Annotated in this window: 31 protein-coding genes; 16 read left to right on the top strand and 15 right to left on the bottom strand. The window is 60.0% G+C overall.

Annotated features, from left to right (window positions below):
- Positions 1-238: 238 nt before the first annotated feature.
- Positions 239-817, top strand: a complete 579-nt coding sequence (locus tag ACR0AM_RS03440) for a thymidine kinase (protein WP_480519134.1) — start codon at positions 239-241, stop codon at positions 815-817.
- Here the strand turns inward: ACR0AM_RS03440 and ACR0AM_RS03435 are convergent.
- The 5 genes from ACR0AM_RS03435 to ACR0AM_RS03415 form a co-directional block, all read right to left on the bottom strand.
- Positions 814-1764, bottom strand: a complete 951-nt coding sequence (locus ACR0AM_RS03435) for a 2-hydroxyacid dehydrogenase (RefSeq protein ID WP_480493632.1) — start codon at positions 1762-1764, stop codon at positions 814-816. The two genes, ACR0AM_RS03440 and ACR0AM_RS03435, sit on opposite strands and share 4 nt — an antisense overlap.
- On the bottom strand, positions 1764-2102 hold the full coding sequence (locus tag ACR0AM_RS03430) for a tRNA-binding protein (RefSeq protein ID WP_480475499.1): 339 nt from the start codon (positions 2100-2102) through the stop codon (positions 1764-1766). The genes ACR0AM_RS03435 and ACR0AM_RS03430 overlap by 1 nt, the downstream gene beginning before the upstream one ends.
- Positions 2095-2910, bottom strand: coding sequence for a pyrroline-5-carboxylate reductase (gene proC / locus ACR0AM_RS03425; RefSeq protein ID WP_480622122.1), 816 nt, complete (start codon positions 2908-2910; stop codon positions 2095-2097). Before proC ends, ACR0AM_RS03430 begins: the two co-directional genes overlap by 8 nt.
- Positions 2911-2949: 39 nt before the next feature.
- Entirely contained in the window at positions 2950-3450 is a 501-nt protein-coding gene (locus ACR0AM_RS03420; protein WP_209598027.1) for a type III secretion system chaperone family protein, read from the bottom strand.
- A 321-nt stretch (positions 3451-3771) separates the two neighbouring features.
- Entirely contained in the window at positions 3772-4020 is a 249-nt protein-coding gene (locus tag ACR0AM_RS03415) for an accessory factor UbiK family protein (RefSeq protein ID WP_050604795.1), read from the bottom strand.
- Positions 4021-4117: 97 nt separating this feature from the next.
- On the opposite strand from ACR0AM_RS03415, the gene lgt reads away from it, so the two are divergent.
- From lgt to ACR0AM_RS03390, 5 genes are all read left to right on the top strand, one after another.
- Complete coding sequence (gene lgt, locus ACR0AM_RS03410) at positions 4118-5008, top strand: prolipoprotein diacylglyceryl transferase (RefSeq protein ID WP_480622121.1); 891 nt, start codon at positions 4118-4120, stop codon at positions 5006-5008.
- Complete coding sequence (locus tag ACR0AM_RS03405) at positions 5005-6072, top strand: class I SAM-dependent methyltransferase (RefSeq protein ID WP_480622120.1); 1068 nt, start codon at positions 5005-5007, stop codon at positions 6070-6072. Before lgt ends, ACR0AM_RS03405 begins: the two co-directional genes overlap by 4 nt.
- On the top strand, positions 6069-6827 hold the full coding sequence (gene pgeF, locus ACR0AM_RS03400) for a peptidoglycan editing factor PgeF (protein WP_480475491.1): 759 nt from the start codon (positions 6069-6071) through the stop codon (positions 6825-6827). Before ACR0AM_RS03405 ends, pgeF begins: the two co-directional genes overlap by 4 nt.
- Positions 6828-7097: 270 nt before the next feature.
- Positions 7098-7226 carry a hypothetical protein gene (locus ACR0AM_RS03395; protein WP_480622119.1) on the top strand — a complete coding sequence of 43 codons (129 nt, stop codon included), beginning with the start codon at positions 7098-7100 and terminating at the stop codon, positions 7224-7226.
- Positions 7227-7555: 329 nt separating this feature from the next.
- Positions 7556-8338 (top strand): Hint domain-containing protein, encoded by a 783-nt coding sequence (locus ACR0AM_RS03390; protein WP_480475489.1) that lies wholly within the window; start codon positions 7556-7558, stop codon positions 8336-8338.
- Between the two features lie 119 nt (positions 8339-8457).
- Here the strand turns inward: ACR0AM_RS03390 and ACR0AM_RS03385 are convergent, their stop codons facing one another.
- Positions 8458-8958 carry an Lrp/AsnC family transcriptional regulator gene (locus tag ACR0AM_RS03385; RefSeq protein WP_480493624.1) on the bottom strand — a complete coding sequence of 167 codons (501 nt, stop codon included), beginning with the start codon at positions 8956-8958 and terminating at the stop codon, positions 8458-8460.
- 227 nt (positions 8959-9185) lie between these two features.
- Between ACR0AM_RS03385 and trxB the strand changes: the two genes are divergently transcribed.
- The 4 genes from trxB to ACR0AM_RS03365 all read left to right on the top strand — a co-directional run bounded on the left by trxB (position 9186) and on the right by ACR0AM_RS03365 (position 14267).
- Positions 9186-10127, top strand: coding sequence for a thioredoxin-disulfide reductase (gene trxB / locus ACR0AM_RS03380; protein WP_480622118.1), 942 nt, complete (start codon positions 9186-9188; stop codon positions 10125-10127).
- A gap of 3 nt (positions 10128-10130) precedes the next feature.
- Positions 10131-10580, top strand: coding sequence for an RES family NAD+ phosphorylase (locus tag ACR0AM_RS03375; protein ID WP_480493622.1), 450 nt, complete (start codon positions 10131-10133; stop codon positions 10578-10580).
- 80 nt (positions 10581-10660) lie between these two features.
- A complete protein-coding gene (locus ACR0AM_RS03370; protein WP_480622117.1) occupies positions 10661-12352 on the top strand; it encodes an adenylate/guanylate cyclase domain-containing protein in 1692 nt (563 codons plus the stop codon).
- A 196-nt stretch (positions 12353-12548) separates the two neighbouring features.
- Positions 12549-14267 (top strand): bifunctional sulfate adenylyltransferase/adenylylsulfate kinase, encoded by a 1719-nt coding sequence (locus tag ACR0AM_RS03365; protein ID WP_480519148.1) that lies wholly within the window; start codon positions 12549-12551, stop codon positions 14265-14267.
- A gap of 101 nt (positions 14268-14368) precedes the next feature.
- On the opposite strand, the gene ACR0AM_RS03360 is transcribed toward ACR0AM_RS03365, so the two are convergent.
- The 3 genes from ACR0AM_RS03360 to ACR0AM_RS03350 all read right to left on the bottom strand — a co-directional run bounded on the left by ACR0AM_RS03360 (position 14369) and on the right by ACR0AM_RS03350 (position 15993).
- Positions 14369-15256, bottom strand: coding sequence for a PhzF family phenazine biosynthesis protein (locus ACR0AM_RS03360; RefSeq protein ID WP_480622116.1), 888 nt, complete (start codon positions 15254-15256; stop codon positions 14369-14371).
- 93 nt (positions 15257-15349) lie between these two features.
- On the bottom strand, positions 15350-15574 hold the full coding sequence (locus ACR0AM_RS03355; RefSeq protein ID WP_209504776.1) for a DUF1150 family protein: 225 nt from the start codon (positions 15572-15574) through the stop codon (positions 15350-15352).
- A 5-nt stretch (positions 15575-15579) separates the two neighbouring features.
- Entirely contained in the window at positions 15580-15993 is a 414-nt protein-coding gene (locus ACR0AM_RS03350) for an Hsp20 family protein (RefSeq protein ID WP_058275530.1), read from the bottom strand.
- A 163-nt stretch (positions 15994-16156) separates the two neighbouring features.
- Here ACR0AM_RS03350 and ACR0AM_RS03345 point away from each other — a divergent pair, with 163 nt between their 5' ends.
- From ACR0AM_RS03345 to ACR0AM_RS03330, 4 genes are all read left to right on the top strand, one after another.
- Positions 16157-16381 carry a YdcH family protein gene (locus tag ACR0AM_RS03345; RefSeq protein ID WP_209504778.1) on the top strand — a complete coding sequence of 75 codons (225 nt, stop codon included), beginning with the start codon at positions 16157-16159 and terminating at the stop codon, positions 16379-16381.
- A 76-nt stretch (positions 16382-16457) separates the two neighbouring features.
- Positions 16458-16943: a 5-(carboxyamino)imidazole ribonucleotide mutase gene (gene purE, locus ACR0AM_RS03340; RefSeq protein ID WP_267362974.1), complete on the top strand. Its 486-nt coding sequence runs from the start codon at positions 16458-16460 to the stop codon at positions 16941-16943.
- Positions 16940-17695, top strand: coding sequence for an NAD(P)-binding domain-containing protein (locus ACR0AM_RS03335; protein ID WP_480622115.1), 756 nt, complete (start codon positions 16940-16942; stop codon positions 17693-17695). The genes purE and ACR0AM_RS03335 overlap by 4 nt, the downstream gene beginning before the upstream one ends.
- Positions 17696-17697: 2 nt before the next feature.
- The gene (locus ACR0AM_RS03330) at positions 17698-18765 is read left to right on the top strand and encodes a 5-(carboxyamino)imidazole ribonucleotide synthase (protein WP_480622114.1); all 1068 of its coding nucleotides are present in this window, start codon (positions 17698-17700) and stop codon (positions 18763-18765) included.
- A 65-nt stretch (positions 18766-18830) separates the two neighbouring features.
- Here the strand turns inward: ACR0AM_RS03330 and ACR0AM_RS03325 are convergent, their stop codons facing one another.
- From ACR0AM_RS03325 to ACR0AM_RS03300, 6 genes are all read right to left on the bottom strand, one after another.
- Positions 18831-19982: an alpha-D-ribose 1-methylphosphonate 5-triphosphate diphosphatase gene (locus ACR0AM_RS03325; RefSeq protein ID WP_480622113.1), complete on the bottom strand. Its 1152-nt coding sequence runs from the start codon at positions 19980-19982 to the stop codon at positions 18831-18833.
- Positions 19979-20752, bottom strand: a complete 774-nt coding sequence (locus ACR0AM_RS03320; protein ID WP_480519156.1) for an alpha/beta fold hydrolase — start codon at positions 20750-20752, stop codon at positions 19979-19981. The genes ACR0AM_RS03325 and ACR0AM_RS03320 overlap by 4 nt, the downstream gene beginning before the upstream one ends.
- A 29-nt stretch (positions 20753-20781) precedes the next feature.
- Positions 20782-21633, bottom strand: a complete 852-nt coding sequence (locus ACR0AM_RS03315; protein ID WP_480622112.1) for a DMT family transporter — start codon at positions 21631-21633, stop codon at positions 20782-20784.
- 246 nt (positions 21634-21879) lie between these two features.
- Positions 21880-23517: a chaperonin GroEL gene (groL, locus tag ACR0AM_RS03310; RefSeq protein ID WP_480475465.1), complete on the bottom strand. Its 1638-nt coding sequence runs from the start codon at positions 23515-23517 to the stop codon at positions 21880-21882.
- Between the two features lie 53 nt (positions 23518-23570).
- Positions 23571-23858 (bottom strand): co-chaperone GroES, encoded by a 288-nt coding sequence (gene groES / locus ACR0AM_RS03305; RefSeq protein ID WP_209504786.1) that lies wholly within the window; start codon positions 23856-23858, stop codon positions 23571-23573.
- Positions 23859-24010: 152 nt separating this feature from the next.
- Complete coding sequence (locus ACR0AM_RS03300; protein WP_480622111.1) at positions 24011-24685, bottom strand: DUF2161 domain-containing phosphodiesterase; 675 nt, start codon at positions 24683-24685, stop codon at positions 24011-24013.
- A 109-nt stretch (positions 24686-24794) separates the two neighbouring features.
- On the opposite strand from ACR0AM_RS03300, the gene ACR0AM_RS03295 reads away from it, so the two are divergent.
- Positions 24795-25775 carry a TraB/GumN family protein gene (locus ACR0AM_RS03295; protein ID WP_480622110.1) on the top strand — a complete coding sequence of 327 codons (981 nt, stop codon included), beginning with the start codon at positions 24795-24797 and terminating at the stop codon, positions 25773-25775.
- Between the two features lie 110 nt (positions 25776-25885).
- Entirely contained in the window at positions 25886-26806 is a 921-nt protein-coding gene (locus ACR0AM_RS03290) for a manganese-dependent inorganic pyrophosphatase (RefSeq protein ID WP_480622109.1), read from the top strand.
- Positions 26807-26964: the final 158 nt, after the last annotated feature.

Raw genomic sequence — 26964 nt, 5'->3', positions numbered from 1 at the left:
AGCGGGGGATTTTGTGAGTGAGTGGCGGCAGTTCAAGCCGGTAAAGAGTGATTGCAGGGCGGTATTGTTGGGCCTTGCTTTGTTTTGGCCACATGTTGGCCGACGGCGTCGCTGTTGCAGACGCGGGGGTTCCATCCCCTACGAGCCCAGCTCGGCCTCTGCACACGCAACGGCGACGTCGCTTCTTACGACCGATTGCTCTCTTGTTCCTTTTCGTCGGGCGTTTTAGACCCACGCCATGGCAAAGCTGTATTTCAACTATTCCACCATGAACGCGGGCAAGTCGACCGTGTTGCTACAGGCGTCGCACAACTATCGCGAGCGCGGGATGCAGACCTATCTGATGACCGCCGCCCTTGACGGGCGGGCGGGTGCGGGGCGGATTGCATCGCGCATCGGCATATCGGAGCAGGCTGACACGTTCACACCCGAAGATGATGTCTTCGCCATGATCCGATCCCGGCTGGACAATGGTTCCGTGGCCTGCGTTTTCATTGATGAGGCACAATTCCTGTCCGAGGCGCAGGTCTGGCAACTGGCCCGTGCGGTGGACGATCTGGATGTGCCGGTGCTGGCTTATGGGCTGCGGGTGGATTTTCAGGGCAAACTGTTCCCCGGTTCCGCCGCCCTGCTGGCCCTTGCCGACGAAATGCGCGAGGTGCGCACGATCTGTGAATGCGGTCGCAAGGCCACGATGGTGATTCGGCGGGATGAAACCGGCAAGGCCATCACCGAAGGGGCGCAGGTGCAGATTGGCGGGAACGAGACCTATGTCTCGCTCTGCCGTAAACACTGGCGTGAGGCGGTGGGCGACTAGACCGGGTTGGGCAGCGCCCTGCCCGCGACAAAGGCCGCCACGTTATCCAGCGCCATGTGACCCATGCTGCTGCGCACCTCTTCGGTGGCTGTACCCAGATGGGGCAGCAGGGTGACGTTTTCCATATCGCACAGGGATTGCGGCACTTTGGGTTCAAATTCGTAGACGTCCAGCCCCGCCCCCGCTATCTGACCGGTTTGCAGCGCCGTGATCAGCGCGGCCTCGTCCACCACCTCGCCACGGGCGATGTTGACCAGAATGGCCGAGGGGTTCATCGCCTCAAGAACCTGCGCATTGATCAGGTGGCGGGTTTCCGCACCACCGGGAACGGCAAGCACAAGAAAATCGACCGAGGCGGCGAGTGTTTCAAGGTCAGGTGTGAATTCCGCCGGGAAATCCAGATCTTTTGCATTGCGGGACTGATAGGCCACCTGCATTGCAAACCCGAAATGACAGCGGCGCGCGATGGCCTGCCCGATGCGGCCCATACCGACGATGCCCACGCGCTTGCCGGTCACATGATGGCCCAGCATCTGCGTCGGGTGCCAGCCCTGCCACTGACCCGACCGCACCAGCCGCTCACCCTCACCGGCACGCCGGGCTGTGGTCAGCAGCAGGGTCATGGCGATATCAGCCGTGGCATCGGTCACCGCACCGGGGGTGTTGGTCACGTCAACCCCGGCCGCACGTGCGGCATCCACGTCGATATGGTTGAAGCCAACACCGAAATTGGCCAGCAGCTTGCAGCGCGGCTGACCTGCATCCGCAAAGACCTGAGCCGAGAACTGATCGCCCAGTGTCGGCACGACCACGTCATAGTCGGCCAGAGCGGCCAGCATCTCCTGCCGTGACATGGGCAGGGTGTTTTCCCGGATGGTCACATCGAAATCGGCGCGGGCGCGCGATTCGACCGCCGGAGTCATCGGGCGCGTGATCAGCAGTTTCATCAGTGCATCCGCCCGCCGGTTGGAACCTTGCCGTCAGGGCCGATCAAAACGATCTCACCGCTGTCATCGGGAAGACCCAGCACCAGAACCTCGGACATGAACTTGCCGATCTGGCGCGGAGGGAAGTTGACGACAGCCATGACCTGTTTGCCAACCAGAGTGGCCGGATCGTAATGCGCGGTGATCTGGGCCGAGGTCTTGCGCTCGCCGATCTCGTCGCCAAAGTCGATCCACATCTTGATCGCGGGTTTGCGGGCCTCGGGATAGGGTTCGGCGCGGATCACCTCGCCCACGCGAATATCGACCTTGAGAAAGTCGTCGAACGAAATTTCATTCACGCGAGAGCTCCTTGGATCGGTCGGTTGCGGCCTTGACGGCACGGTGCAGCAGGTCAGGAAAGCCGGTTTCCTGATGCATCAGAACCTCAAGCGCGGCCTGTGTGGTACCGTTCGGAGAGGTCACGTTGATGCGCAGCTGCGCGGGGTCTTCGTCGGACGCCATGGCCAGTGCCCCGGCACCGGCCACAGTGGACTTGGCCAGTTTCATCGCAAGCTCGGCAGGCAGGCCATGCGCCTCGCCCGCTGCGGCCAGGGTTTCGATCAGATGGAACACATAGGCCGGGCCGGACCCGCTGAGCCCGGTGACGGCGTCCATCTGTGCCTCATCCTCAAGGCGAACGGTCTGGCCCACTGCCGCCAGCAGGTTTTCGGCCTGTTCCATATCGGTCTCGGAGGCGTGTGCGTTGCCGATCAGTGCCGTGATGCCCTGACGGATAGCGGCGGGTGTGTTGGGCATTGCGCGAATGATCGGGGTGTCTTGGCCCAGAACGGATTCGAAGGTGGCAATCGAGGTACCAGCCGCAACGGAAATGAACAGGCTGGACCCACCGCCCAGCGCCTGAATGGCAGGCAGGGCTTCGCCCATCATCTGCGGTTTGACCGCAACCAGCACCACGGCGGGGGATTCAGGTAACGGTGCGTTGATATTGACGCCCCGCGCCTTCAGCCAATCTGACGGAAAGGGATCGATGACCCAAACGGAAGCTGGCGGAAGGCCGTGTTCCAGCCATCCCGCCAGCATTGCGGACCCCATCTTTCCGCACCCCAGAAGCACAAGCCCCTGTTCGGCCACTCGCGTCATGTCCATTTGCCCCTCCCGCATTACATATCGGTTCGGAGCAAAGGTTTACGCGCGGCCGTAGGCCTCTGCAATGGCCACTTGCATGGCTTCTTCTGGCCCTCTGTTGCCCCAGGTCACCAATTGGATCGCGGGGTAGTACCGCTCGGCGCTCATGACGGCGGCATTGATCATCGTGTCGATCTGGTCAGCGCTGGCCGTTTGCCCGCCTGCAAGGACCAGACCATAGCGATAGACCATCAGCTTCTGGTTTGCCCAATAGGTAAACGCGCCTGCCCAGCACTGGTCGTTCATCTTGTTGAGCAGCTCATAGAGCTGCATTTCACGCTCGGCCGGTGGTTCCATTTCGAAGCTGCACACCATGCGCAGCGTTTCGTCATAGTTGGACCAGGCCAGTGTGATCGAGTAGGTGCGCCACTGCCCTTCAACGGCCATGGCAATCTGATCGTCCCCAATGCGATCAAAATCCCAGTCGTGATGTTCGGCCAGATGCTCAACAATGTCGATCGGATGAATGTCTTCTTCGAGATACTGCTCGGAAAGGGCCATAATGCCACCTCACTAATCTCTAGCATTTCGGGGCTGGCAGCGCCCCAGCGCTAGTTGCCTGCTCTACAAACCGGGCTTCCCCCATAGGCCTGTACTAAATATGGTGCGATGTGGCGTAAGTTCTGGCAACCCTAATTATTGGGGATAACAGCAATAAGTTGTGGACAGAAAGCAACGGCGATCAAAATATTGGTGCCAGAGTCAGCTTTATCTTGAAAAAATTATGCGACGCGTCAGAATACACAGCACCGCACAATCCGGGCTGGATTGCGCGACGTTATGCTTTGTCCGAAAATTGTGAAAACAGGGAACGCCGGGGCGTTATTTGTCCAGTTTCGCCTCGAGCGCGGCGATGCGGGCTTCGAGTGCCGCGTTTTCTTCGCGCGCCTTCTGGGCCATGGCGCGCACGGCGTCAAATTCTTCACGGGTAACGAAATCGCGGTCGGCCAGCCAGCGGTCGATCATCGACTTCATCGCGTTTTCAGCCTCTTCCCGCGCGCCCTGCGCCACGCCCATGGCGTTGGTCATCAGTTGGGACACGTCATCCAGGATCTTGTTGCGGGTCTGCATATCTGTTCTCCGATCTCGCGGTTTACATGTATATGGGCAAAGAATGGCGCGGGCTCAAGGTTGACTTGACCTGCAAACCCCGGGCAATGAGACGCACATGCAGGCTGTTCTGAATTTCCCCGATCTGTCGCCCGAACTGTTCTCGATCCCGCTGTTCGGGATGGAGTTCGCGTTAAGGTGGTATGCGCTGGCCTATATCGCGGGCATCCTGATCGCGTGGCGGCTGGCCGTTGTGGCGTTGCGCCGCCCAACGCTCTGGCCTGCGGATGGCCCGCCGATGAAGCCCGAGCAGCTGGAGGATCTGGTCACCTGGATCATTCTGGGCGTGATTCTGGGCGGACGGCTGGGCTTTGTGCTGTTCTATCAACCGGCTTATTACCTGTCCCACCCGCTGGAGATCGTGAAGGTCTGGCAAGGCGGCATGGCCTTTCATGGCGGATTGCTGGGCGTGATCCTTGCGTCGTACCTGTTTGCACGACGGCACCGTATCCCCGCCCTGTCGCTGGGGGATCTGGTTGCCTACACCGTTCCGCCCGGATTGCTGCTGGGGCGACTGGCCAATTTCGTCAACGCCGAGCTGTGGGGCCGCCCGAGCGAGCTGCCCTGGGCTGTCATCTTTCCTGGATATGCTGCGCAGGATTGCCCCGGCGTGGTCGCAGGCATGTGCGCCCGGCACCCGTCGCAGCTGTACGAGGCCGCGCTGGAGGGTGTGTTGCTGGGGGCGGTATTGCTGTGGCTGGTCTATCGGCGCGGCGGTTTTCGCACACCGGGCCTTGTCATGGGGACGTTCCTGGCGGGCTACGGCGCGTCGCGCTTTATCGTCGAGTTCTTTCGCCAGCCGGATGCGCAGTTCGTATCGCCCGGCAATCCACTGGGGCTGGCCTGGCATGTGGGCGGGTACGGGCTGACCATGGGGCAGTTCCTGTCGCTGCCGATGATTGCGCTTGGTCTGTGGTTTGCCCTGCAGGCGCGGCGGCGGGCGGCATGAGCCTGACCGATCATCTGATCGCCCGCATCCGGCAGGATGGACCGCTGAGCGTGGCGGATTACATGGCTGAATGCCTGCTGCATCCGACGCTGGGCTATTACACGACCCGTGATCCGCTGGGAGCAGCGGGGGATTTCACCACAGCGCCGGAAATCAGCCAGATGTTCGGGGAGCTGGTCGGGCTGTCTCTGGCGCAGAGCTGGATGGATCAGGGACGGCCCGCACCGTTTACCCTGTGCGAGCTGGGGCCGGGGCGCGGTACCCTGATGGCCGATATTTTGCGCGCCACACGGTCTGTACCCGGTTTTCACGAGGCGGCGCAGGTTGTTCTGGTCGAAGCATCGCCTGTATTGAAACAGGTGCAGGCGGCAACGCTGAAGGATTACGAGGCGGTCTGGATCATTACGATCGCCGACCTGCCCGACCAACCGCTGCTGCTGGTTGCCAACGAGTTCTTTGATGCCCTGCCCATCCGCCAGTTTCAGCGTGACGGCACGGGCTGGCGCGAGCGTCTGGTGGGTGAGCGTGACGGCGGGTTGACGTTCGGACTGGGCGCAATCGGGCCGCAGGTGGCGTTGAATGACAGGCTGTCGGACACCAAGGACCGTGATCTGGTCGAACTGTGCGCTGCTGCGATTCCCATTCTGACCGTGATCGCGGGGCGGATCGCCAGCCATGGCGGCGCAGCGCTAATTACCGACTATGGTGACTGGCATTCGCTGGGCGATACCTTGCAGGCTCTGCAAAACCACGAACATACCGATCCTCTGGCATCGCCCGGTCAGGCCGATTTGACCGCGCATGTGGATTTTGAGCCTTTGGCCGTTGCGACCCGCGCCTGTGGTTGCAGGCATACGCGCTTGACACCGCAGGGCGTCTTCCTCGAACGACTGGGGATCACCGCCCGCGCGCAAGCTTTGTCAAAGGCGCTGAGCGGTTCCGAGCTGGATGCGCTGATTGCCGCGCATCGGCGGTTGACGCATCCTGATGAAATGGGAAATCTGTTCAAGGTGATGGGCCTTTTCCCGGCCTATGCAGCCCCACCACCAGGATTGGAACCATGACGCTGGAAATTCTGACCTCGGACCTGCTGTCGCCATTTCGCCATGGGTTCTTTACCCGTCGCGGCGGCGCGTCTTCAGGAATTTTCAGCGGCTTGAATTGTGGTCAGGGGTCCTCGGATCAAACCGAGATTGTCGCGCTGAACCGGCGGCGGGTGGCCGACGCGATGGAAGTTGAACCCGAGGCAATGGTCGCGGTGCATCAGGTTCATTCGCCAACGGTTCTGACAGTCAAAGCCCCGGTTGACGGTGAAAAGCCCAAAGCGGATGCCATTGTCACAGCAACACCCGGCCTGGCCCTGACGATCCTGACGGCCGATTGCCAGCCGGTTCTGTTCGCCGATCCCGACGCGCATGTGATCGGTGCCGCCCATGCCGGGTGGCGCGGCGCGCTGGACGGTGTTCTGGAGGCAACGCTGGACGCGATGGAGGCGCTGGGAGCCGACCGCAGCAATATCTGCGCCGTGATCGGACCCAGTATTTCCCAGCGCGCTTACGAGGTGGGGCCAGAGTTTCTGGACGCGTTCCTTGCGGATTCGCCGGACAACAGCCGCTTTTTTGCCAATGGTGAAAGTGACCGCCTGCAATTTGATCTGCCCGCCTTCGGGCTGCACCGGCTGCGGCAGGCGGGAATCGGACAGGCCGAGTGGACCCGGCACTGCACATATTCCGACCCCGACAGGTTCTATTCCTATCGCCGATCAACGCACGCGAACGAGGTCGATTACGGGCGGCTGATCTCCGTCATAAGATTGTGATCTTCGTCCAGATTTAGGTGCCCTGCCACTTTTCCGCCACATTTGTTGTGTTGATTGGGCATCAGAATCGTAACGAGTTTTTGCCAGTAATCAGATCGGTATCTGACGTTCGAAAATCGGGCGCTGGCGTGTTGAGTGGGAGGTCCGTCTGACTTCATTTTTCTGTCCGCAAATCATCCCGGATAAGCCTTATCCCTGCCGCAAACGCGCGTCACAAAAGGTTTACAGAGGATGTGGGGAAATACGCCCCGCTCAGAGCAGGACCAAAAAATGAAAACCAAATCACGCTTTCTGAAAGCCATGGTCGAGGCCACTCGGGACCAGAACCTGGAAATGCCGTGGAAGCGGGCAACAAGCAATTCTGTCAGGGTCGCCAGTCGCATCGCGGCACGACGCTGAGACAGAAAAACCCAGAGACCAAGCTGCCGGTCTTATCTGGGTCGACGCGTATCAGGTTTGCTCCGGCCTGATGTATCGCGCGTCACGAGCGAGGGGTTCGTGACTTTTACGGAGTTGTGTGTGCGGGCAATTTCGCCCGTGAAGTACGAGTTTGTCTGGGGGGTCAATGTGTTGACCATTGGAAAGCGAGATTTAGTCGCGTTGCGGGACCGTTCCGGTCGTCGCCCGGGGGTCACCCATTTGTTTCAAGACAAAGAACCAGTTCGCCGGGCGCGTCTGTACGGGGGTACGCCGCGCCTGACCGAACATTTTGAGGGGACGGAATATTAATGACTATTCCAAATTCACTGGCCCGCGCGGCCAGAAATGCAATCGAAACTTCGGCCATGCTGCGAGAAATACCGCGGCCAGTTTCAAAGCCAAAGGCCCAGCTGCGCCGCTATGAAGTCAGCAGCCTGCTAAAGAATGGAGATGTGGTTCAGACCCGCCATATCGCGCCCGCCTTGCCGATGTTTGAAGACGCGTTTTGTGCCTTCACACGTGGATCTTTGGTGGAAACAGAACATGGACCGATGGCAATCGAGGATTTGATGCCTGGGGATACGGTCCTGACGCAGAATGGCGCATCGGAAACCGTGTTGTGGAAGGGATCCGTCACGTTGATCCCCGGACGCGCGGATTCACGTGGCCGGACGCGACCGCTGACGCGGATCATGGCGGATACGTTCGGGATGCAAAAGCCAATGTCGGGTGTCATTGCCGGCCCGGCGGCGCGAATCGTGGGAACACCTGCGCATTTGCGGCACCTGCATGGGGGACAGCCGATTCTTACACCCGTGTCCGAATTTCAGGACGGGATGGGTGTCATTGAAACAATGCCGCCTACCCCCGTTGAACTGTTTCACATTTGTTTAAAACGCCATTCCGTTATTCGCGTAGATGGATTACAGTTTGAAACATATCATCCAGGTGTGAACGCGGTTCGCATGATCAGCCACTCGCTTCGGTCGATCTATCTGAACTTGTTCGCGCATATCGAGTCGCTGAACGATTTTGGCCCGCTGCTGATGCCGCGCGCCGGAGATGGTGAGATCGACGCGATGACGGCCTGAGCATGATTGTGATTACTGCATTATGGGGGGCATCATGCAGCTGGTAATAAGTTGGGTTCTATCCCTTGCGGTGGCAGCACTGTTGCCACCAATCACCGCGCAACCAAAACGTGTTGGCGTTACGCCATCCGGTTCATACGTTCTTCCAGAACGTCGAACGGTACGCCTGGCTCGTCTTTTGCGCCGCGAATAACGAGCGATGTCTTGACGCTGGCCACGTTTGGCGTGGTCAGCAACTCGCCCGTCAGAAACTGCTGAAAGCTGCTCAGGTCAGGTGCGACGCATTTCAGAATGAAATCCACTTCGCCGTTCAGCATGTGGCATTCGCGGACCAATGGCCATTCGCGGCAGCGGCCTTCGAACGCGCGCAGTTCGACTTCGGCCTGGCTGTCCAGACCGACCATGGCAAACACCTGAACCTCGAACCCCAACTCGCGTGAGTTGACCTCGGCGTGATAGCCGGTGATGAAGCCGGATTCTTCGAGTGTGCGCACCCGGCGCAAACAGGGCGGGGCCGAGATTCCGACCCGTTTTGCCAGCTCGACATTGGTCATACGACCGTCCGCCTGCAGTTCCGCCAGAATCTTGCGATCAATATCATCCAGCCGAGTCGTGACCATCAAATGCTCCTGATTTTTTCGGTTCTTATATCAGCACCCCACACGCGCGCAATAATGTTTCGCAGATGCGCAATTTTCTTTGTTTCCTTTTCGCCTTCTTCCCGTAATCACAAGGCACCCCGGCCCGAGGGGACCTGAACAGTAAGGGGCTTTAAGCCGGGCCAGTCGGTCGCTATATCGGGGCGACGGGCCGCGGGCCCAATTCAGGCAATTCGAGCGGGGGCACCATGACCGACACAAGACACACCAAGGTTCTGATCATCGGGTCAGGGCCCGCAGGATACACCGCAGGCGTATATGCAAGCCGCGCCATGCTGGAACCCATTCTGGTACAGGGCATCGAACCCGGTGGTCAGCTGACAACGACGACCGAGGTCGAAAACTGGCCCGGCGACACCGAGGTGCAGGGCCCGGACCTGATGGTGCGGATGCAGGACCATGCGAAGGCCATGGGATGTGAGGTGATTGGCGATATCATCAGCGATCTGGACCTCAGCAAGCGCCCCTTCACCGCCAAGGGCGACAGCGGCACCACCTATACCGCTGATGCGGTCATTCTGGCCACAGGCGCGCGTGCAAAATGGCTGGGTCTGCCCTCGGAAGAGAAGTTCAAGGGCTTTGGCGTCTCGGCCTGCGCCACCTGTGACGGGTTCTTCTATCGCGGGCAGGAAATCGTGGTGATCGGTGGCGGCAACACAGCCGTGGAAGAAGCCCTGTTCCTGACCAATTTCGCCAGCAAGGTGACCCTGATCCACCGCCGCGATGAGTTGCGGGCGGAAAAGATCCTTCAGGATCGCCTGTTGAAGAATAAAAAGATCGAACCGCTGTGGTTCCACCAGCTGGAAGAAGTGATCGGCACCGATGCGCCTTTGGGCGTCGAAGGTGTTCGGGTCAAACATGTTAAAACCGGCGAGATCACCGAGATCCCGTGCAAAGGTGTCTTTGTCGCCATCGGCCACGCCCCTGCGAACGAGTTGGTCAAGGACACGCTGGAAACCCATATGGGTGGTTATGTCGTCACCAAACCGGGCAGCACCGAAACCTCGATCCCCGGCGTGTTCGCGGCAGGCGATCTGACCGACCATGTCTATCGTCAGGCGGTAACAAGCGCAGGAATGGGCTGTATGGCGGCACTGGATGCCGAACGGTTCCTGGCCGAACAGGACTGATGCATGCTTGAATTCTCTGGCCCAGTCTGGAGAATTCTGTTTGCGTCGCAGGCAGCGACCCCATTGCTGCCTGCCCGCGCGCCTGAGGGGCGCTTTCATCATTCCGGACAGTTCGCGCTTTATGCCTCGCTTAGCGCCGAGGGCGCTTCGGTCGCCATCCGGCGCTACGTCTCGGGGGATGATCCCGACCGCGTGATACAAAGGTTTCTGGTGGAAAACGCGCGGTTGGTGGACTACCGCGGGCAGACGGCTGTCTCGGTGATCTGGCAGGATAATCGTGCTATGGGGGTCCCTTCGCCGACATGGGCTTTTTCGGATAAAGCGCGGGCACTGGGGGCGGACGGCTTGATCTACAGCTCGCGCACGCGCCCTGACCTCAGCCATCTGGTGCTGTTTTGTGCGGACAAGATATCAATTCACTCCCAACACCCTGCCACCCACTGGCAGGCTTAGATTTGCACCCGAAGCCTTGACCTGACCGCGAACGTCCCCGCAAAGTCCAACCACAGCGAACAGCGATACAGGTGGTATTCTTGAAGAGCGCTTTGTGGCGTGGCGGTTGGGCAACCCGGCTTCGGATCGGCAGCGGGTTGGTTCTGTTTGCTTTCGCTTTCTTCCATTTTATCAACATCGGGATGGGCCTGTTTCACACCGATTATCTGCACGGGATGCAGGACGGTCGAACAGCGGTGACGCGGCATATCCTTTTGAGCGTGCTGCTTTATGCGGCGCTGTTCACGCATGCCGGTCTGGCGCTGACCTCGATCGCGCAGCGCCGGACCCTGCGCATGCCGTTCAGCATGGCGTTGCAGGTGGTTCTGGGTCTGCTGATACCATTGCAGCTGATCTCGCATGTCATCCAGACTCGGGTCGCGCACGAGATCTATGACGTCAATGACGAGATGGGGTATATCATCATCCTGATGTGGCCCAGCACCGTGATATGGATGCAAAGCGCGTTGTTGCTGATCGTCTGGGTGCATGGCTGTATCGGACTGCATATGTGGCTACGGCTGACGAAATGGTGGTCCAGCGCCGTACCCTATCTGATCGGTGTTGCCGTCTTCATCCCCATGTTCGCTTTGGCCGGTCTGCTGACCGAGGGTCGCCGCATTTGGATGGATTTCGCAGATGAGTTTTTGCGGGAACAATATATCGAGCATTACAACTGGCCCTCGCCCGAGGCGTTCCAGACCATGTTCACCGTCAAGGACAATGCCCTTCTGGCGTTCTGGCTGGCCTTGGCGGCCACGGGTCTTGTGTATATCGGGCGCAAGCTGTGGCGGCGCAGGCATTCGGTGCGGGTGAGTTACAGCAGCGGGCCCGAGGTAGATGCCGAAAAGGGTATGACCCTGCTTGAGATTTCGCAGGCACATGGTGTGCCCCATGCGGCCTTGTGCGGCGGGAAGGGGCGCTGCACCACGTGCCGCGTCATCGTTGAAGAGGGCGCCAGCGCCCTGCCCCCACCCGGCGATGTCGAGGCCCGCAGTCTGGCCGCTGTCGGCGCCTCACCGCAGACAAGGCTGGCCTGTCAGATCCGCCCGACGGAACCGACCACCGTTTTCCGCGTTTTTCAACCGGATGGCGGGCGCATCCGCGGGCATGCCAGTCAGGGGCAGGAACGGAAACTGGCCGTGCTGTTTCTGGACATGCGTGGATTTACCGCTCGCACGACCGGTCAGTTGCCCTATGACATCGTGTTCCTGCTGAACCGGTTCTTCGACGCCGTTGTTCCTGCCATCACCAAGGACGGGGGTGTCGTGGACAAGTATATGGGTGACGGGTTGCTGGCGGTTTTCGAAAAACCCGATGCAGCAGCATCCGCCAGCGCTGGGTTGAAAGCTGCGATAGATATCAGCCATGCCCTCGACCGGTTCAACGAACGGCTTGAGGCCGAGGGCAGCCCTGGCATTCGGATCGGAATGGGCCTGCACCTTGGGGATCTGGTGCTGGGTGAGATTGGCGCGCAGGGACATGCCGCAAGAACGATCATCGGCGACGCTGTCAATGTGGCCAGCCGACTGGAAAGCGAGACCAAGGCGTTGGGGGTCGAACTGCTGGTCTCGCAAGAAGTGTTGACGGCTGCGGGCATGGACCTGCCGCCGGAGGGGATCCGGATGTTCCAGCTGCGCGGCGTTGCCGATCCGATTCCCGCCCTGCCAGTCACTCGCGCGTCCGGGCTTACGCCACACACGCAAAAACAGGAACAGTCATACTTTGCATGATCGGATTATCTACGCCCCAAGGAACCAGATCATCATTTTGATTTCAGAGTTGGAAATTCCTTCCAATCCGCGAGAAATCAGCGCATATCGTCCTTTGTTTCATTGACGCCAGTGGACTTCGCGCGACAGTCGGTGCAAATGCCCCGAAAACGCCCTTGAATCACTGGCAACACAACACTGCGATAAGAGTATTCAGATGACGATGTTAAGCAATCTGGCCCCCATTCCCGAACTTTATGTGTCGTACGACTCGGCCCAGAAACTGAAGGTTGAAGCCGCCGACCTGACCAGTTGGGATCTGAGCCCGCGCCAGATCTGTGATCTGGAACTGCTGATGAATGGCGGTTTCAATCCGCTCAAAGGTTTCCTGAGCGAAGCCGACTACGACAATGTCGTTGAAAACATGCGTCTGGCTGATGGCACCCTGTGGCCGATGCCCATCACGCTGGACGTCAGCGAAGATTTTGCGGACAAGATCGAACTGGGTCAGGATATCGCGCTGCGTGATCAGGAAGGCGTGATCCTGGGCACCATGACGGTGACCGACCGCTGGACCCCGAACAAGGCGCGCGAAGCTGAGAAGGTTTTTGGCGCCGATGACGATGCCCACCCGGCTGTGAACTATCTGCACAATGTGGCGGGCAAGGTCTATCTGGGTGGCCCTATTGTTGGCATCCAGCAGCCCGTTCACTATGACTTCCGCGGTCGCCGCGATACACCAAACGAGCTGCGCGCCTATTTCCGCAAACTGGGCTGGCGGCGGATCGTGGCCTTCCAAACCCGCAACCCGCTGCACCGTGCGCATCAGGAGCTGACTTTCCGCGCTGCCAAGGAAGCGCAGGCCAACCTGCTGATCCACCCGGTCGTCGGCATGACCAAGCCCGGCGACGTGGACCACTTTACCCGCGTGCGCTGCTATGAGGCGGTACTGGACAAGTATCCCGCATCCACCACCTCGATGAGCCTGCTGAATCTGGCGATGCGCATGGCAGGCCCGCGCGAGGCGGTCTGGCACGGGCTGATCCGTGCCAACCATGGCTGCACCCATTTCATCGTGGGCCGAGATCACGCGGGCCCGGGCAAGAACTCGGCCGGTGAAGATTTCTATGGCCCCTATGACGCGCAGGATCTGTTCCGCCAGTTCCAGGATGAGATCGGCGTTGAGATGGTCGATTTCAAACACATGGTCTATGTGCAGGAACGCGCGCAATACGAGCCGAATGACGAGATTCTGGATAAGGACAATGTCACGATCCTGAACATCTCGGGCACCGAACTGCGCCGCCGTCTGGCCGAGGGCCTGGAAATCCCCGAATGGTTCAGCTTTCCCGAAGTTGTGGCCGAGCTGCGCAAGACCAAGCCGCCACGCAGCCAGCAGGGCTTTACCGTGTTCTTCACCGGCTTCTCGGGCTCGGGCAAATCCACCATCGCCAACGCGCTTATGGTCAAGCTGATGGAGATGGGGGGTCGTCCGGTCACGTTGCTGGATGGCGATATCGTGCGAAAAAACCTGTCATCCGAACTGGGTTTCTCGAAAGAGCATCGCGACCTGAACATCCGCCGGATCGGCTATGTGGCATCCGAGATCACCAAGAACGGTGGCATCGCCATCTGCGCCCCGATCGCACCTTATGCCACCACACGCCGCGCGGTGCGCGAAGAGATCGAGCAGTTCGGTGCCTTCTGCGAAGTGCATGTTGCGACCACCATCGAAGAGTGTGAGCGGCGCGACCGCAAGGGTCTGTATAAGCTGGCCCGCGAGGGCAAGATCAAGGAATTCACCGGCATCTCGGACCCGTATGACGTGCCTCAGAACCCCGAGCTGCGTGTCGAGACCGAGAATGTCGAGGTCGACAACTGCGCCCATCAGGTATTGCTGAAGCTGGAAAGCATGGGCCTGATCGCAGCCGGCTGAATCTGATGAATGAAACGAAGCGGCCTCCGGTTTACGGGGGCCGTTTTTGTTTTGACGAGGCTGAGGTGTTTGGGGACGTCGCCGGGTGTGAGCCGGTTCGTCTATTGCGCGGTCTCTGGCAGGTCAACCTGCCCGCGCATCAGGATATGCCCCTGACCGGCAACCCTGATCCCTGTCATCGCGTCGGCGGGTCCAACGCGCGTGACCACGGCCTGACCGGGGCGGCCCATATCGTGACCCTGTTCCGCAACGAAACTGTCTTTGGTCATTAGCCCGTATCTCCACAGATAGGCCGCCATGGCCCCGGTGGCGGACCCGGTAAACGGATCCTCGGGCGGGCTGGGCGGGGCCATAAGCAGGCGCGAGAACGTATCGCCCGCATCGGTGGCCCCTTGGAGCGTCACGAGGAAAGGCTCGGCCATATCCGAGCCGGAATACCCTGCCGTCGCAGCCACTTTCCGCAGCGCGCCCTCGGACAGGCGGGCCGCGCGCAACGCGTCATGATCGCGCAGAACGGTGATACAGAAGGGCAAGCCGGTTGAAACCATCCGGGGTGGCGAGATGATGGCTTCTTGCGGCAGGCTGATCGCCTTTGCCACCAGATCGGCAGGCACATGCGCACCAAATTGCGGTGCGACCTGCGTCATTTCGATCTGGTCGCCCTGCAATCCGATCGAAACCAGACCCGCGCCGGTTTCCAGCGTCAGATTATCGCCGGAGATCATACCACGCGACCGCATCGCCGCTACGGTGGCAATCGTCGGGTGCCCGGCGAAGGGAATTTCGCGGCTGGCCAGAAAATACCGGACGCGGATGTCGGCCACGTCGGACGGGCCGGTGAATGTGCATTCGACCAGAGCGGTTTCGCGCACATATGCCATGCAGACCTCGGCCGAGAGACCCGCGCCGCCATGGACCACGGCACAACCGTTGCCGCCAAATGCACGATTGGTGAAGGCGTCTACCCAGTCGAATTCAAACCAGCTCATGCAGTCGGCTCCGTTACAGGTTAAAAGCGGCAGTTTCGCCGATGCGCATGTGTTGCGGGCAACGTTTCAGCCCCGCCCGGGCTAAGGGGCCGTTCAGTGAACGGCCACAGGTGACAGGTCGTGCTGACGGGCCAGAACGAAAGCCAGCTTGCGGTCGGCCACAAGCGCCAGTTGCTGCCCATCGGAATCGTGCACGGCATAAAGGTGATCCAGATCACCTGCCTGATCGCGCAGATCACGCGGCAGATCGGCAACGTCGACTGTTTTCACATAGACGATACGATCACCTTCGGTGTTGATTTCAATCGGTGTATTCATAGCTCTTACCCCTTCCGTATATTGATTGTCTGAACCACGGTTTCCGGCACGGCGCGAGTCAGATCCACATGCAGCAGACCGTTTTCCATGATCGCCTCGCCCACCTCGACCCCGTCGGCCAGCACGAACATGCGCTGAAACTGACGCGCCGCGATGCCACGGTGCAGGAAGATGCGCCCCTCGCTGTCGTCGCGCTGACGGCCCCGGATCACCAGTTGGCGATCCTCGATGGTGATCGACAGATCCTCTTCGGCGAACCCTGCCACGGCAAGGGTGATGCGATAGGAAAAGTCCGAGGTCTGTTCGATATTATAGGGCGGGTATCCTTCATTACCGGCCTTTGCAGACCGTTCCAGAAGGCGTTCCAGCTGCTCGAACCCCAAAAGATGCGGGTATGAGCCAAGAGTAAGTTTCGACACGTATTTTCGTCCTTTATTGTCAAAGCGACGTGGTGCGCGGTCCCGTTCCGGCAACCGCTTGTTATAGAATATGGGAAGAAACCAGGATGTCCACAAGGTCTGGCGCGATAACGTCTGACACACTATCTTGTTGGGCAAGCACCACAACAAGCCCGAGTCGCCAATGAACGCGCCCACCGACCTTTCGATGAAAACCGATGAAGTTCTGCGGGTTGAATTGGAGGTTTTCCGCCGCCAGCACCGCGACCTTGATGAAGCGATCGAGGCGCTGCATGAAAAAGGAACGGCTGATCAGTTGACCCTTCGGCGTCTGAAAAAGGAAAAACTGCGCCTGAAAGACTTCATCCGCCTGATCGAAGATCGCCTGACCCCCGATATCATTGCCTGAACGCCCTGTACCGCATTGCCACAAAAGCGGATTTGGCTATAGTGCGCGCTCTTTCTGAGCGCGGAGACGTAAGCGGATGAGCGATGTGACAGTGGGGATCATCATGGGCAGCCAGTCGGACTGGCCCACGATGAAGGAAGCCGCAGATATTCTGGATGAACTGGGCATCGCTTATGAGGCGCGTATCGTTTCGGCCCATCGCACCCCGGACCGGTTGTGGGACTATGGCAAGACCGCCGTGTCGCGCGGGTTGCAGGTGATCATCGCGGGCGCTGGCGGAGCGGCACATCTGCCGGGCATGATGGCCTCGAAAACACGCGTACCGGTGATTGGCGTGCCTGTGCAGACGCGGGCCTTGTCGGGGGTGGATTCACTGTATTCCATTGTGCAGATGCCCAAAGGCTTTCCGGTGGCGACCATGGCAATCGGGTCGGCTGGCGGGGCCAATGCGGGCCTGATGGCCGCGGGCATTCTGGCCTTGCAGGATGAAGCCCTGGCCGCGCGGCTGGATGCCTGGCGTGACGCGTTGTCCGCCTCGATCCCCGAGGAACCGCAGGGATGAGCAGAATCGGGTTTATCGGCACCGGGCATATCGCCGCGCCGATTGCGCGGCTGATGGCCGCCAAAGGGCATGAGATCAGCGTGACAGAACGCAACGCCGAGGTCTCGGCCGCCCTGAAGGCCGAACTGGGCGTGACTATCGCGCCGCCGCAAACGGTGATTGACGCCTCGGACATCGTGTTTCTGTGCCTGCGCCCGCATATCGCGGCCGAAGTTCTGGCCCCCCTGACCTTTCGCGCCGATCAGCAGGTTGTTTCGGTTATGGCGGCCGTTTCCGCCGAGGATTTAGCCAAGCTTTGCGCCCCTGCGTCGGATTTCGTCCAAACCATCCCGCTGGGGTTCTTGCAGTCCGGCGGCTGTCCGATGGCGGCGTTCGGCAATGACCGCTTGCTGGCCGAGCTGTTTGAGCCGGAAAACCCAGTGGTCAAGGTTGCGGATGAAGCGGCGCTGAATGCGCATTTTGCCATTTGTGCAATGGTTCCCGGCATTCTGGATCTGATGGCCACCGGGGCCGAATGGCTGGGTGACGTAACCGGCGATGCGGACGGGGCCGAGTTCTATACCACGCAGTTGATGGCGGGTTTTCTCGCCGCGATGGAAAAAGGCACAGCCGGGCGGTTGGCACAGGAGCGCGACGCTTTGGCGACCGAAGGTACTTTGAGCCTGCAGATGACGGGCACCCTGATCGAACAGGGCGCGCATGAGGCGCTGAGAGCGGCGCTTGGCGCAATTGGAAAACGTTTGGAGAATTGACGATGGCGGAGATGCTCGCCCAAGGTGCAGTGATCGGGATTCTGGGTGGCGGCCAGCTGGGCCGGATGTTGTCGGTGGCAGCCTCTCGGCTGGGGTTTGTCAGCCACATCTACGAGCCGGGCGCAAACCCGCCTGCCGGACAGGTTGCGGATCGGGTTACGACAGCGGCCTACGACGATATCGACGCCTTGACGGCCTTCGCCGATGCGGTGGACGTCATCACCTATGAGTTCGAGAACATCCCGACCGAGGCATTGGATATTCTGGAAGCCCATCGCCCCATTCGTCCCGGGCGTGAGGCATTGAGGGTCAGTCAGGACCGCCTGACCGAGAAGACGTTCCTGCAGGGGCTTGGCCTGAAAACGGCTCCGTTTGCGGATATCACCGATCTGGACAGCCTGAATGCGGCCATCGAAGAAATCGGCACGCCCGCCATCCTGAAGACCCGCCGCTTTGGCTATGACGGCAAAGGACAAGCCAGATTGCGCAGCCCCGGGGATGCCGAGGCCGCGCTGGCCGATATGGCTGGTGCGCCTGCCCTTCTGGAGGGTTTTGTTGATTTCTCACACGAGGTTTCGATCATTGCAGCGCGGGGACTGGACGGTCAGGTGGCCTGTTTCGACCCGGGTGAGAATGTGCACCGCGACGGCATCCTGCACACCACCACCATCCCTGCCCGACTGTCCCCTGCCCAGCGCACCGATGCCATCCTGCTGGCGGCCAATATCCTGAACGCGCTGGAATATGTCGGTGTCATGGGCGTTGAGCTGTTCGTGACACCCGGCGGGCTGATCGTGAACGAGATCGCGCCGCGCGTGCATAATTCGGGCCACTGGACGCAGAATGGCTGCGCCGTGGATCAGTTCGAACAGCACATCCGCGCGGTGGCGGGTTGGCCGTTGGGCGACGGGCAGCGCCACTCGGATGTGGTGATGGAGAACCTGATTGGCGACGATATGGACCGTGTGCCCGAGCTGGCGCGCGAACGGGACGTCGCGCTGCATCTTTACGGCAAGGCCGAGGTCAAGGCCGGTCGCAAGATGGGACATTTCAACCGGATCAAGCGGTAGAATATCGCGCTGCGGCGCGATGCCTTCGGCGAAAGTATTTGGAAAAAGGTGAAGCCGGTCTGGTTTCACCCCACAAAGCGCGCCGCGATATCCCCTGACATGTAGCTGACGCGCCCGCCCGCCAATGTCGCGGCGACCCGGTGAGTGGTTGCGTCAAGGATTACCAGATCGGCGCGTTTGCCCGCGGCAAGCGTGCCCCGGTCCTGCAAGTCCAGCACCCGCGCGGGGCCGGATGAGATCAGCGCCCAGGCCCCTGCGAGATCCAGCAGCCCGGTTTTGATCAGCATCAGCGCCGCGCGGCGTGGACTGGGATAATGGTAGTCCGAGGCCAGCGCATCACAGAGCCCCATCGCAATCAGCTCTACCGCGCTGGCGTTGCCCTTATGCGAGCCGCCGCGGACCACATTAGGTGAGCCGAGAATGACGTGATCCCCGGCAGCGCGCGCGGCCTCGGCGGCTTCAAGCGTTTCGGGAAACTCGGCAATGCGCACCCCTTGGCCGCGCCACCAGGCGCGCGCCTCGGCAGTTGTGTCATCGTGGCTGCCCAGACGCACGCCCATGTCCGCAAGGTCCGAACAGAGCGCTTCTAGCGCCGCCGGAACCTCAGCCTTGCGGGCGTGCATGTCGAGCAGCATCGCAAAATGCGCCTCTGGGTTGCGTCCGGCCTTCAATGCCTGCCCGGTCAGGCGCGGTGGTTTCTTGCCCTGTGCCAAACGATCATGCGGCAGGTGATCATTGAAGACCACGTATGGCACCTGCCAATCGGCGATGCGACGGGCCAGCCCGTCGTAATCCGCGAGCATATTGGTCTCGAACCGCAATTGCGGGATCAGATCGGTGACCGTGCTGCCCTTGACCGCTGCGATGGCCGCAAACACCTGCGCGGCAAAGTCCGGGCCGCGCACGCCGCCTTCCCAGCTGTAAAACTGCGCCAGAACGGCTGTGGTGATGCCGTTGGCGGCCAGTTCGGCCTCGACCGACAGAATGCCCTCATTCATCTGCTTCATCGCGCCGCGACGTGGGGCGATGTGGCGTTCGAACCCATCGCCGTGCAAGTCGACAATACCTGGCAGAACAAGAAACCCGGTCAGGTCAATCCGCCGCCCGGTAGCCTCTTTCTGAATGACCCCATCCGCAATGGAGAGGTCTGCGCGTGACAGCCCTTCATCCGGTAGCAGGACCTCTGCTCCGGTCAATGTCAGTTCCAATGCGGTCATTCTGATGGCTCCGCCCCCGGTTCCGAGCAGTTTTGCCCGATACAGATCTCGTCTATTACGTCCATCACACCGTCCAGCCAAGTGATCTGCGGATCAAACCGGCCGAATTCAATGAAGTGCAGCACCTGCGCCATGACCTGCGGGTTGTTCATCATGAAGGTATGGGTCACCGGCAAGACAAGATGATCGGCCATGCCTTCGACCTTGGTGGACTCGACCGACACTTTGCCATCGTCAGGACCGTCGATCAGAGACGAAAACACGAGGTTCAGGGACTGGTCACCTGCGATGACACCCAGTTCGAAATCCACGGGCGGCAGGCGGCTGGGAATACCATCCGGGCCCGTACCCAGTTGAAGACCGGCCGGACCGTTCAGGTATCCGAACACCTCCCACGCGCTGAGTTCATCGACCAGCTGGCTACCCTGATTGGGCGGCCCCAGCATGACGACACGGCCCATGTTTTCAGGGCTGTGGTCCTGCAACCAGTATCGCAACAGGATGCCGCCCATGGAATGCGCAACGACATTGACGGTATCAGTGCCGCAGGCTGCAAACGCTTGCGGGATGGTTTGTTCGGCCAGTTCGGGGATTCCGATTTCGGTCGATGGGTAACCGGGGCGCACGACGGAATAGCCATTCGCTTTGAACAGTTGTTCCATCACGCTGAACGACGCCTCGGTCCGGGCAAGACCGTGCAGCAGGACAACGCATTTCGCATTGGCCACGGCGGGAATAAGGCAACAAAGCAGGGCGATCAGAATTCTCATACCCGCCAGATAAAGCCTGTGCGCCCACGTTAAAAGACCTTCCCACGTTGACGTCGCAGGACAGCCAGCGCGATACCGCCCAAAACCAGCGCCGCACCAACAAGCAGCCGCACACCCGCGCTTTCCCCCAACAGCACCACGCCGCCCACAATCGCAATCACCGGCACGCTGAGCTGAACAACCGCCGCCGTTGAAGGTGCCTGTTGGGGCAGAACGCGATACCACAAGGCGTATCCCAGACCCGAGGTCACGCCACCTGACAAGGCCGCAAGGAGATAGCCCAATCCGGTCATGTGCCACTCTGCCCCTGTGGCCATCAGGGCCAACGCGGTCACAGGCAGCGCGACGATGAAATTTGCAGCCGTGCCCTGCAACGCATCAGGCTCGGACCGCCCGGCCAGTGAATAGGCCGCCCAGCCGATCCCGGCGGCAATCATCAAAACGGTTCCGGTTGGATCGACCTGCACTGTTCCTGTGGGCCACAGGACACAGGCCAGACCACCCAGCGCAATCGCTGCTCCGGCCAGCTGTCGGCGGGTAGGTTTGGTCCCGGTAAGGGCGGTGGCGGCGAACATGGTGATCTGCACAACGGCAAAAAGGATAAGCGCGCCCAGCCCCGCATCCAACGTCAGATAGGCAATGGAAAACCCGATCATATACAGGGAAAGCGACCCGGCCCCGATGAACCGCCTGCAGGTGCGCAGCGGCAAATGTCCTCTGCGCAGCACAACCAGTGCGGCCAGAACCAGCGCCCCCGCCAGAACCCGGATAATGGCAAACCCCGCGGGATCACTGGATCCGCTGTCGATAGCCAGCCGGTTCAGAATGGAGTTCGCCGCAAAGGCGCACATGGTCAGGGCGGTCAGAAGGAACAGTCGCATTTCAACCACATACCGACTTGGCGGCAGGTTGGACACTCACAATTCGAGAACACGCGGAGCTGCCTTCATCTTTTCCAAAATACTCCCGCCGGAGGCGTGGCCGCATTGCGGCTATCAGGAACGAAACGGGGCCGCCAAAAGGCGACCCCGTCCGTTAGCACTTTGGCTTCCCCTCTCGACGGCTTGACCTTGCAGCCAAACGCCTGTCAGGGGTCGTCAGAATTCGCCGAGGCGAATTCGACGTGCTTACATCATGCCGCCCATGCCGCCCATGTCGGGCATGCCGCCAGCAGGTGCATCTTTTTGCGGCTTGTCTGCAACCATCGCTTCGGTGGTGACCAGCAGGCCGGCAACCGAAGCCGCGTCTTCCAGAGCGGTACGAACAACTTTGGCCGGGTCGATCACGCCGAACGAGAACATGTCGCCATATTCTTCGGTCTGAGCATTGAAGCCAAAGGCCGGATCCGAAGACTCGCGCACTTTGCCTGCAACAACCGCGCCGTCTACGCCTGCGTTTTCGGCGATCTGGCGCAGCGGCGCTTCGATGGCCTTGCGCACGATGTTGATGCCTGCGTCCTGATCAGCGTTTGCGCCTTTCAGCGATTCCAGTGCTTTACCGGCCTGAACCAGAGCAACACCACCGCCTACAACGACGCCTTCCTGAACGGCTGCGCGTGTTGCGTTCAGAGCGTCGTCCACACGGTCCTTACGCTCTTTCACTTCAACTTCGGTCATGCCGCCGACGCGGATAACGGCAACACCGCCTGCCAGTTTGGCAACGCGTTCCTGCAGCTTCTCACGGTCGTAATCCGACGAGGTTTCTTCGATCTGGGTGCGGATCTGGGCAACACGTGCTTCGATCTCGGCTTTCTCGCCAGCACCGTCGACGATGGTGGTTTCGTCTTTGCTGATCTCGATCTTCTTGGCGGTGCCCAGCATGTCCATGGTGACATTCTCAAGCTTCATGCCCAGATCTTCGCTGATCACCTGACCACCGGTCAGGATTGCGATGTCCTGCAGCATGGCTTTGCGGCGATCGCCGAAGCCCGGTGCCTTGACAGCAGCAATTTTCAGGCCGCCGCGCAGTTTGTTGACAACCAGAGTTGCCAGCGCTTCGCCTTCAACGTCTTCTGCAATGATCAGCAGCGGCTTTTGCGACTGGATCACCTGCTCGAGCAGCGGAACCATCGGCTGCAGCGAGGACAGTTTCTTTTCGTGCAGCAGGATCAGGCAGTCGTCAAGCTCGGCCACCATCTTGTCTGCGTTGGTGACGAAGTAAGGCGACAGGTAGCCCCGGTCGAACTGCATCCCTTCGACAACATCGGTCTCGGTTTCCAGACCTTTGTTTTCTTCGACGGTGATGACGCCTTCGTTGCCAACCTTCTGCATCGCGTCTGCGATTTGCTGGCCAATTTCAGCTTCGCCGTTGGCCGAGATGGTGCCAACCTGAGCAACTTCTGCCGAGTCTTTGACTTCACGCGAAGCAGCACGGATGCCTTCGACGACTTTGGCGGTTGCCAGGTCGATACCGCGCTTCAGGTCCATCGGGTTCAGGCCCGCTGCAACCTGCTTCAGGCCTTCTTTTACGATGGCCTGCGCCAGAACGGTCGCGGTGGTGGTGCCGTCACCGGCCTCGTCATTGGTGCGGCTGGCGACTTCTTTCACCATCTGCGCACCCATGTTTTCGAACTTGTCTTCCAGTTCGATTTCCTTGGCAACCGAAACACCGTCTTTGGTGATGCGCGGTGCGCCGAAGGATTTGTCCAGTACCACGTTGCGGCCTTTGGGGCCCAGGGTCACTTTGACAGCATCAGCCAGGATGTTCACACCCCGGAGCATCTTGTTGCGGGCATCGGTGTCGAACTTGACGTCCTTTGCAGCCATGTCGTTTCTCCTTGAGAAAATGTGTTGAGTGGAAGATCAGAGAAAGCGCGGGCTTACTCGATGATCCCCATGATGTCGCTTTCTTTCATCATCAGCAGCTCTTCGCCGTCGACCTGAACCTCGGTGCCCGACCATTTGCCGAACAGGATCTTGTCGCCAGCCTTGACCGCCATTGCGATCAGCTCGCCGCTGTCCTTGCGCGCGCCTTCGCCGGTTGCGACGACTTGGCCTTCGCTGGGCTTTTCTTTTGCGCTGTCAGGAATGATCAGTCCGCCTGCGGTTTTTTCATCGCTTTCGGTACGGCGAACCAGCACACGGTCATGAAGCGGTTTCAATGCCATCTTTGCAGCTCCTTGGGCTCAAAGTTTTGTTTATCCTCCCCTCGCCTTTCGACGAGGCGTTAGCACTCGGTGTGTATGAGTGATAACGACGCATAGCTAGGGAGTCTAAAACGCCGAGTCAACAAGGTGTTTGGGATTTTTTTAACAACGCCTCAGTCAGCCTGTTCCCAGCTGTACGCCCAGTGTTTCAAGCCGTCTGTTCCCTCAGAGGTAAGAGCGTAGACACCTTTTTCAACCTTCTCGAACCACCCATAGTGATTTTCCCGCATCAACCGGGTGGCGACCGGAACACCCGCCGATCTGGCAACCTCGGCCCCTTTGGCCGGGCCGTGTTCTGCCAGAAAGGCCGCGCATTTGAGCGCATCCTGACGGTAGGCCGTCACAATCCCATGACGTGTCGCGCCCCCGGAATTGGGGTCGCCCTCCAGCCGGTTGAATTCACGCAGCAGCCGCGCCGCCCTGGCCTTGTCCTTGCGCGGCACATATGGGCCCGGATCGCATTGCACCTCGACCGTGCCATCGGCACGTACGGTGATCAGACCCAGACCAAGCCTGCGGCACAGCGCCAGATTGTCCCTGAGCGCCCGCCGGGCCGTGCGCCCGGTGGGTTTGCTGACCCCGATATAGACCTGATCCGTGAGTTTCAGGCGGGTAATCGCCTGATGGAAAAGGGACAGCGTGAACCTGAGCTTGAGTTCGACAATCATAGGCGGCTCGTCTTCGCGCATGGCGACGATATCGGCTGCGCCCACTTCTCCTTTGACGGTGTATCCCTGACGCTCCAAAAGCGCCTTGATCGGGGGATAGAGGTCCTGCTCGCGGTTCATGGGCCTATGCTACGCAGATTGTTGAGGAATACCAGACGGGTTGCTTGAACATGGGCCGCAGGCATGGCTATGTCTGGGACACCTTGATGACACAACACCGGATAGGTTCATGCGCCTGCTGACGTTTCTCGCTTTTCTACTGGCCCCGATCACGGCTGCGGCTGCGTGCGATGGGCAGGACCTGCGCCCACTGCTGTCAGATGACGCGCGGGCCGAGTTGCAACGCGCCGTGGCGGACATCCCCTTTCCGGAAGGCAACCACTGGATTGCGCGCAAGGATGATACGGTTCTGCACATCGTTGGCACCCTGCACACTTATGACGAACGTATGGAAAAGGTGGTTGAACGCCTGTCTCCGGACCTGAGCCAGGCTGACGCATTCTATTTCGAAGTCACCCAGACTGACATGGATGCTTTCGAAAAGAATCTGGCCAATAATCTCAGCGCCGTAATGATCACTTCCGGGCCGACCCTGATCGACCTGATGGGAGATGAAGATTGGGCCGCATTTTCGACCGCGTTGCACCAGCGCGGCATTCCCGGCTGGATGGCTGCCAAAATGCGACCGTGGTTCTTGAGCATGATGCTGAGCATCCCGCCCTGCATGATGGAAGATCCGAACGGGACCTACGGCATGGACGCCCGCCTGAACGATCTGGCCGCAGAAAACGGCATTCCGCAATACTCGCTGGAACGTATCGACGACCTGATCGCCATGTTCGACAGCCACCCTCTGGAACAGCAGGTCGAGTCGCTGGTGCGGCTGTCCGGGGCGATGATGGGAAGCAACGATCAACTGGCCACCATGGCCAATGGATATCTGGAAGAAAAGCACGCCGAGATCATACAACTCGCCCGCCTGCAGGGGTTCGAGGAATCCGGGCTGAGCCGGGACGTCTTCGATGAGGAATGGAACGGGTTCGAGCAGCAAATGCTTGTCCAGCGGAATGCCCTGTGGATGGAGCATATTCTGGCCATCACGGATCAGACGGCAGTGATCGCGGTCGGCGCAGGTCATCTGAGTGACGATCACGGTTTGCTGAACCAGCTGGAGCAGGCCGGATACACGCTGACACGCGCCGCTTTCTAAGCTGGTTCAGCGGTTTTCAGACCAAGCGTCGCAGACGGGCTGCTGTGGCGTGACAAGGACGTTTGTCCGCCCTATAACGCGCGCAAATTTCCATTCCGCAGGACGCTGACATGACAACGCTCGTATTTGGTCACAAATCCCCCGACACCGATTCCACAGGCTCGCCGATCCTGTGGTCGTGGTACCTCAACGAAATCAAAGGTGTGCAGGCCGAGCCCGTGCTGTTGGGCGAGCCCAACACCGAAGCGGCGTTCATGCTGGACAACTGGGATCTGCCCAAACCACGCATCCTGGACGATCTGGCAGCGGACACTCCGGTGGTTATCGTCGACACCAACAACCCTGCCGAACTGCCCGCCAACGTCAATGACGCTGACATTCGCGCCATCATCGACCACCACAAGCTGGTCGGTGGTCTGGAAACCAAAGGCCCGATCGACATCACCGTGCGCCCGCTGGCCTGCACGGCCACCATCATGGTCGACCTGATGGGCGACGATGCAGCCAAGATGCCCGACGCCATCAAGGGCGCGGCACTGACCTGCATCCTTTCGGACACGCTGGAATTCCGCTCGCCCACCACCACGCCCCATGACCGCGAGGTCGCAGAGCGGCTGGCGGCCGAACTGGAGCTGGATATCTCGGCTTATGCGGCAGATATGTTTGCGGCGAAATCGGATGTCTCGTCCTTCTCGGATGCCGAACTGATCCGCATGGACAGCAAGGAATACGAGGTCGATGGCACCAAATTCCGCGTCTCGGTTCTGGAAACCACTGCGCCGGCCGTCATTCTGGACCGCAAGGCAAGCCTGGCGGGTTCGATGGTGGATGTCGCCAAGGAAGACGGTGTCGATCAGGTGCTGCTGTTCGTCGTCGATATCCTGAACGAGGAAGCCACCCTGCTGGTGCCCAATGATCTAGTCAAAACCGTTGCCGAGAAAAGCTTTGGTGCATCCGTCGATGGCGACGCCGTGGTTCTGCCGGGCATCATGAGCCGTAAAAAGCAGATCATTCCGAACCTGAAGGTCTGAAAAAACACGCGGGGTCCGTCATTCTGAGTAAAACGGGCCTCGCATTATTGGTCTTCAGTCTGCGCCTTCGGCATTGCGCTTAAACAGACCTTTACCCAACCGACGAAATACAGGGCGGCCACCGATCGATTGGTGGCCAATCCCTTGCCAATCGGTCA

The organism is Ruegeria sp. AD9, from assembly GCF_056542305.1.
The sequence above is the reverse complement of the archived record's forward strand: the minus strand, read 5'-3'. Positions and strand labels throughout refer to the sequence as shown.

What these genes read in the sequence shown, in the direction of transcription:
- ACR0AM_RS03355 (WP_209504776.1), bottom strand. Translation starts at nt 15,574, where the DNA reads ATGAATACACCGATTGAAATCAACACCGAAGGTGATCGTATCGTCTAT.
- groES (WP_209504786.1), bottom strand. Translation starts at nt 23,858, where the DNA reads ATGGCATTGAAACCGCTTCATGACCGTGTGCTGGTTCGCCGTACCGAA.
- ACR0AM_RS03345 (WP_209504778.1), top strand. Translation starts at nt 16,157, where the DNA reads ATGAACGCGCCCACCGACCTTTCGATGAAAACCGATGAAGTTCTGCGG.
- ACR0AM_RS03335 (WP_480622115.1), top strand. Translation starts at nt 16,940, where the DNA reads ATGAGCAGAATCGGGTTTATCGGCACCGGGCATATCGCCGCGCCGATT.
- ACR0AM_RS03325 (WP_480622113.1), bottom strand. Translation starts at nt 19,982, where the DNA reads ATGACCGCATTGGAACTGACATTGACCGGAGCAGAGGTCCTGCTACCG.
- ACR0AM_RS03295 (WP_480622110.1), top strand. Translation starts at nt 24,795, where the DNA reads ATGCGCCTGCTGACGTTTCTCGCTTTTCTACTGGCCCCGATCACGGCT.
- ACR0AM_RS03435 (WP_480493632.1), bottom strand. Translation starts at nt 1,764, where the DNA reads ATGAAACTGCTGATCACGCGCCCGATGACTCCGGCGGTCGAATCGCGC.
- ACR0AM_RS03320 (WP_480519156.1), bottom strand. Translation starts at nt 20,752, where the DNA reads ATGAGAATTCTGATCGCCCTGCTTTGTTGCCTTATTCCCGCCGTGGCC.
- ACR0AM_RS03330 (WP_480622114.1), top strand. Translation starts at nt 17,698, where the DNA reads ATGGCGGAGATGCTCGCCCAAGGTGCAGTGATCGGGATTCTGGGTGGC.
- ACR0AM_RS03440 (WP_480519134.1), top strand. Translation starts at nt 239, where the DNA reads ATGGCAAAGCTGTATTTCAACTATTCCACCATGAACGCGGGCAAGTCG.
- ACR0AM_RS03290 (WP_480622109.1), top strand. Translation starts at nt 25,886, where the DNA reads ATGACAACGCTCGTATTTGGTCACAAATCCCCCGACACCGATTCCACA.
- ACR0AM_RS03395 (WP_480622119.1), top strand. Translation starts at nt 7,098, where the DNA reads ATGAAAACCAAATCACGCTTTCTGAAAGCCATGGTCGAGGCCACTCGG.
- pgeF (WP_480475491.1), top strand. Translation starts at nt 6,069, where the DNA reads ATGACGCTGGAAATTCTGACCTCGGACCTGCTGTCGCCATTTCGCCAT.
- ACR0AM_RS03375 (WP_480493622.1), top strand. Translation starts at nt 10,131, where the DNA reads ATGCTTGAATTCTCTGGCCCAGTCTGGAGAATTCTGTTTGCGTCGCAG.
- trxB (WP_480622118.1), top strand. Translation starts at nt 9,186, where the DNA reads ATGACCGACACAAGACACACCAAGGTTCTGATCATCGGGTCAGGGCCC.
- ACR0AM_RS03315 (WP_480622112.1), bottom strand. Translation starts at nt 21,633, where the DNA reads ATGCGACTGTTCCTTCTGACCGCCCTGACCATGTGCGCCTTTGCGGCG.
- ACR0AM_RS03390 (WP_480475489.1), top strand. Translation starts at nt 7,556, where the DNA reads ATGACTATTCCAAATTCACTGGCCCGCGCGGCCAGAAATGCAATCGAA.
- ACR0AM_RS03405 (WP_480622120.1), top strand. Translation starts at nt 5,005, where the DNA reads ATGAGCCTGACCGATCATCTGATCGCCCGCATCCGGCAGGATGGACCG.
- ACR0AM_RS03360 (WP_480622116.1), bottom strand. Translation starts at nt 15,256, where the DNA reads ATGAGCTGGTTTGAATTCGACTGGGTAGACGCCTTCACCAATCGTGCA.
- groL (WP_480475465.1), bottom strand. Translation starts at nt 23,517, where the DNA reads ATGGCTGCAAAGGACGTCAAGTTCGACACCGATGCCCGCAACAAGATG.
- ACR0AM_RS03300 (WP_480622111.1), bottom strand. Translation starts at nt 24,685, where the DNA reads ATGAACCGCGAGCAGGACCTCTATCCCCCGATCAAGGCGCTTTTGGAG.
- ACR0AM_RS03385 (WP_480493624.1), bottom strand. Translation starts at nt 8,958, where the DNA reads ATGGTCACGACTCGGCTGGATGATATTGATCGCAAGATTCTGGCGGAA.
- proC (WP_480622122.1), bottom strand. Translation starts at nt 2,910, where the DNA reads ATGGACATGACGCGAGTGGCCGAACAGGGGCTTGTGCTTCTGGGGTGC.
- ACR0AM_RS03420 (WP_209598027.1), bottom strand. Translation starts at nt 3,450, where the DNA reads ATGGCCCTTTCCGAGCAGTATCTCGAAGAAGACATTCATCCGATCGAC.
- ACR0AM_RS03415 (WP_050604795.1), bottom strand. Translation starts at nt 4,020, where the DNA reads ATGCAGACCCGCAACAAGATCCTGGATGACGTGTCCCAACTGATGACC.
- lgt (WP_480622121.1), top strand. Translation starts at nt 4,118, where the DNA reads ATGCAGGCTGTTCTGAATTTCCCCGATCTGTCGCCCGAACTGTTCTCG.
- purE (WP_267362974.1), top strand. Translation starts at nt 16,458, where the DNA reads ATGAGCGATGTGACAGTGGGGATCATCATGGGCAGCCAGTCGGACTGG.
- ACR0AM_RS03365 (WP_480519148.1), top strand. Translation starts at nt 12,549, where the DNA reads ATGACGATGTTAAGCAATCTGGCCCCCATTCCCGAACTTTATGTGTCG.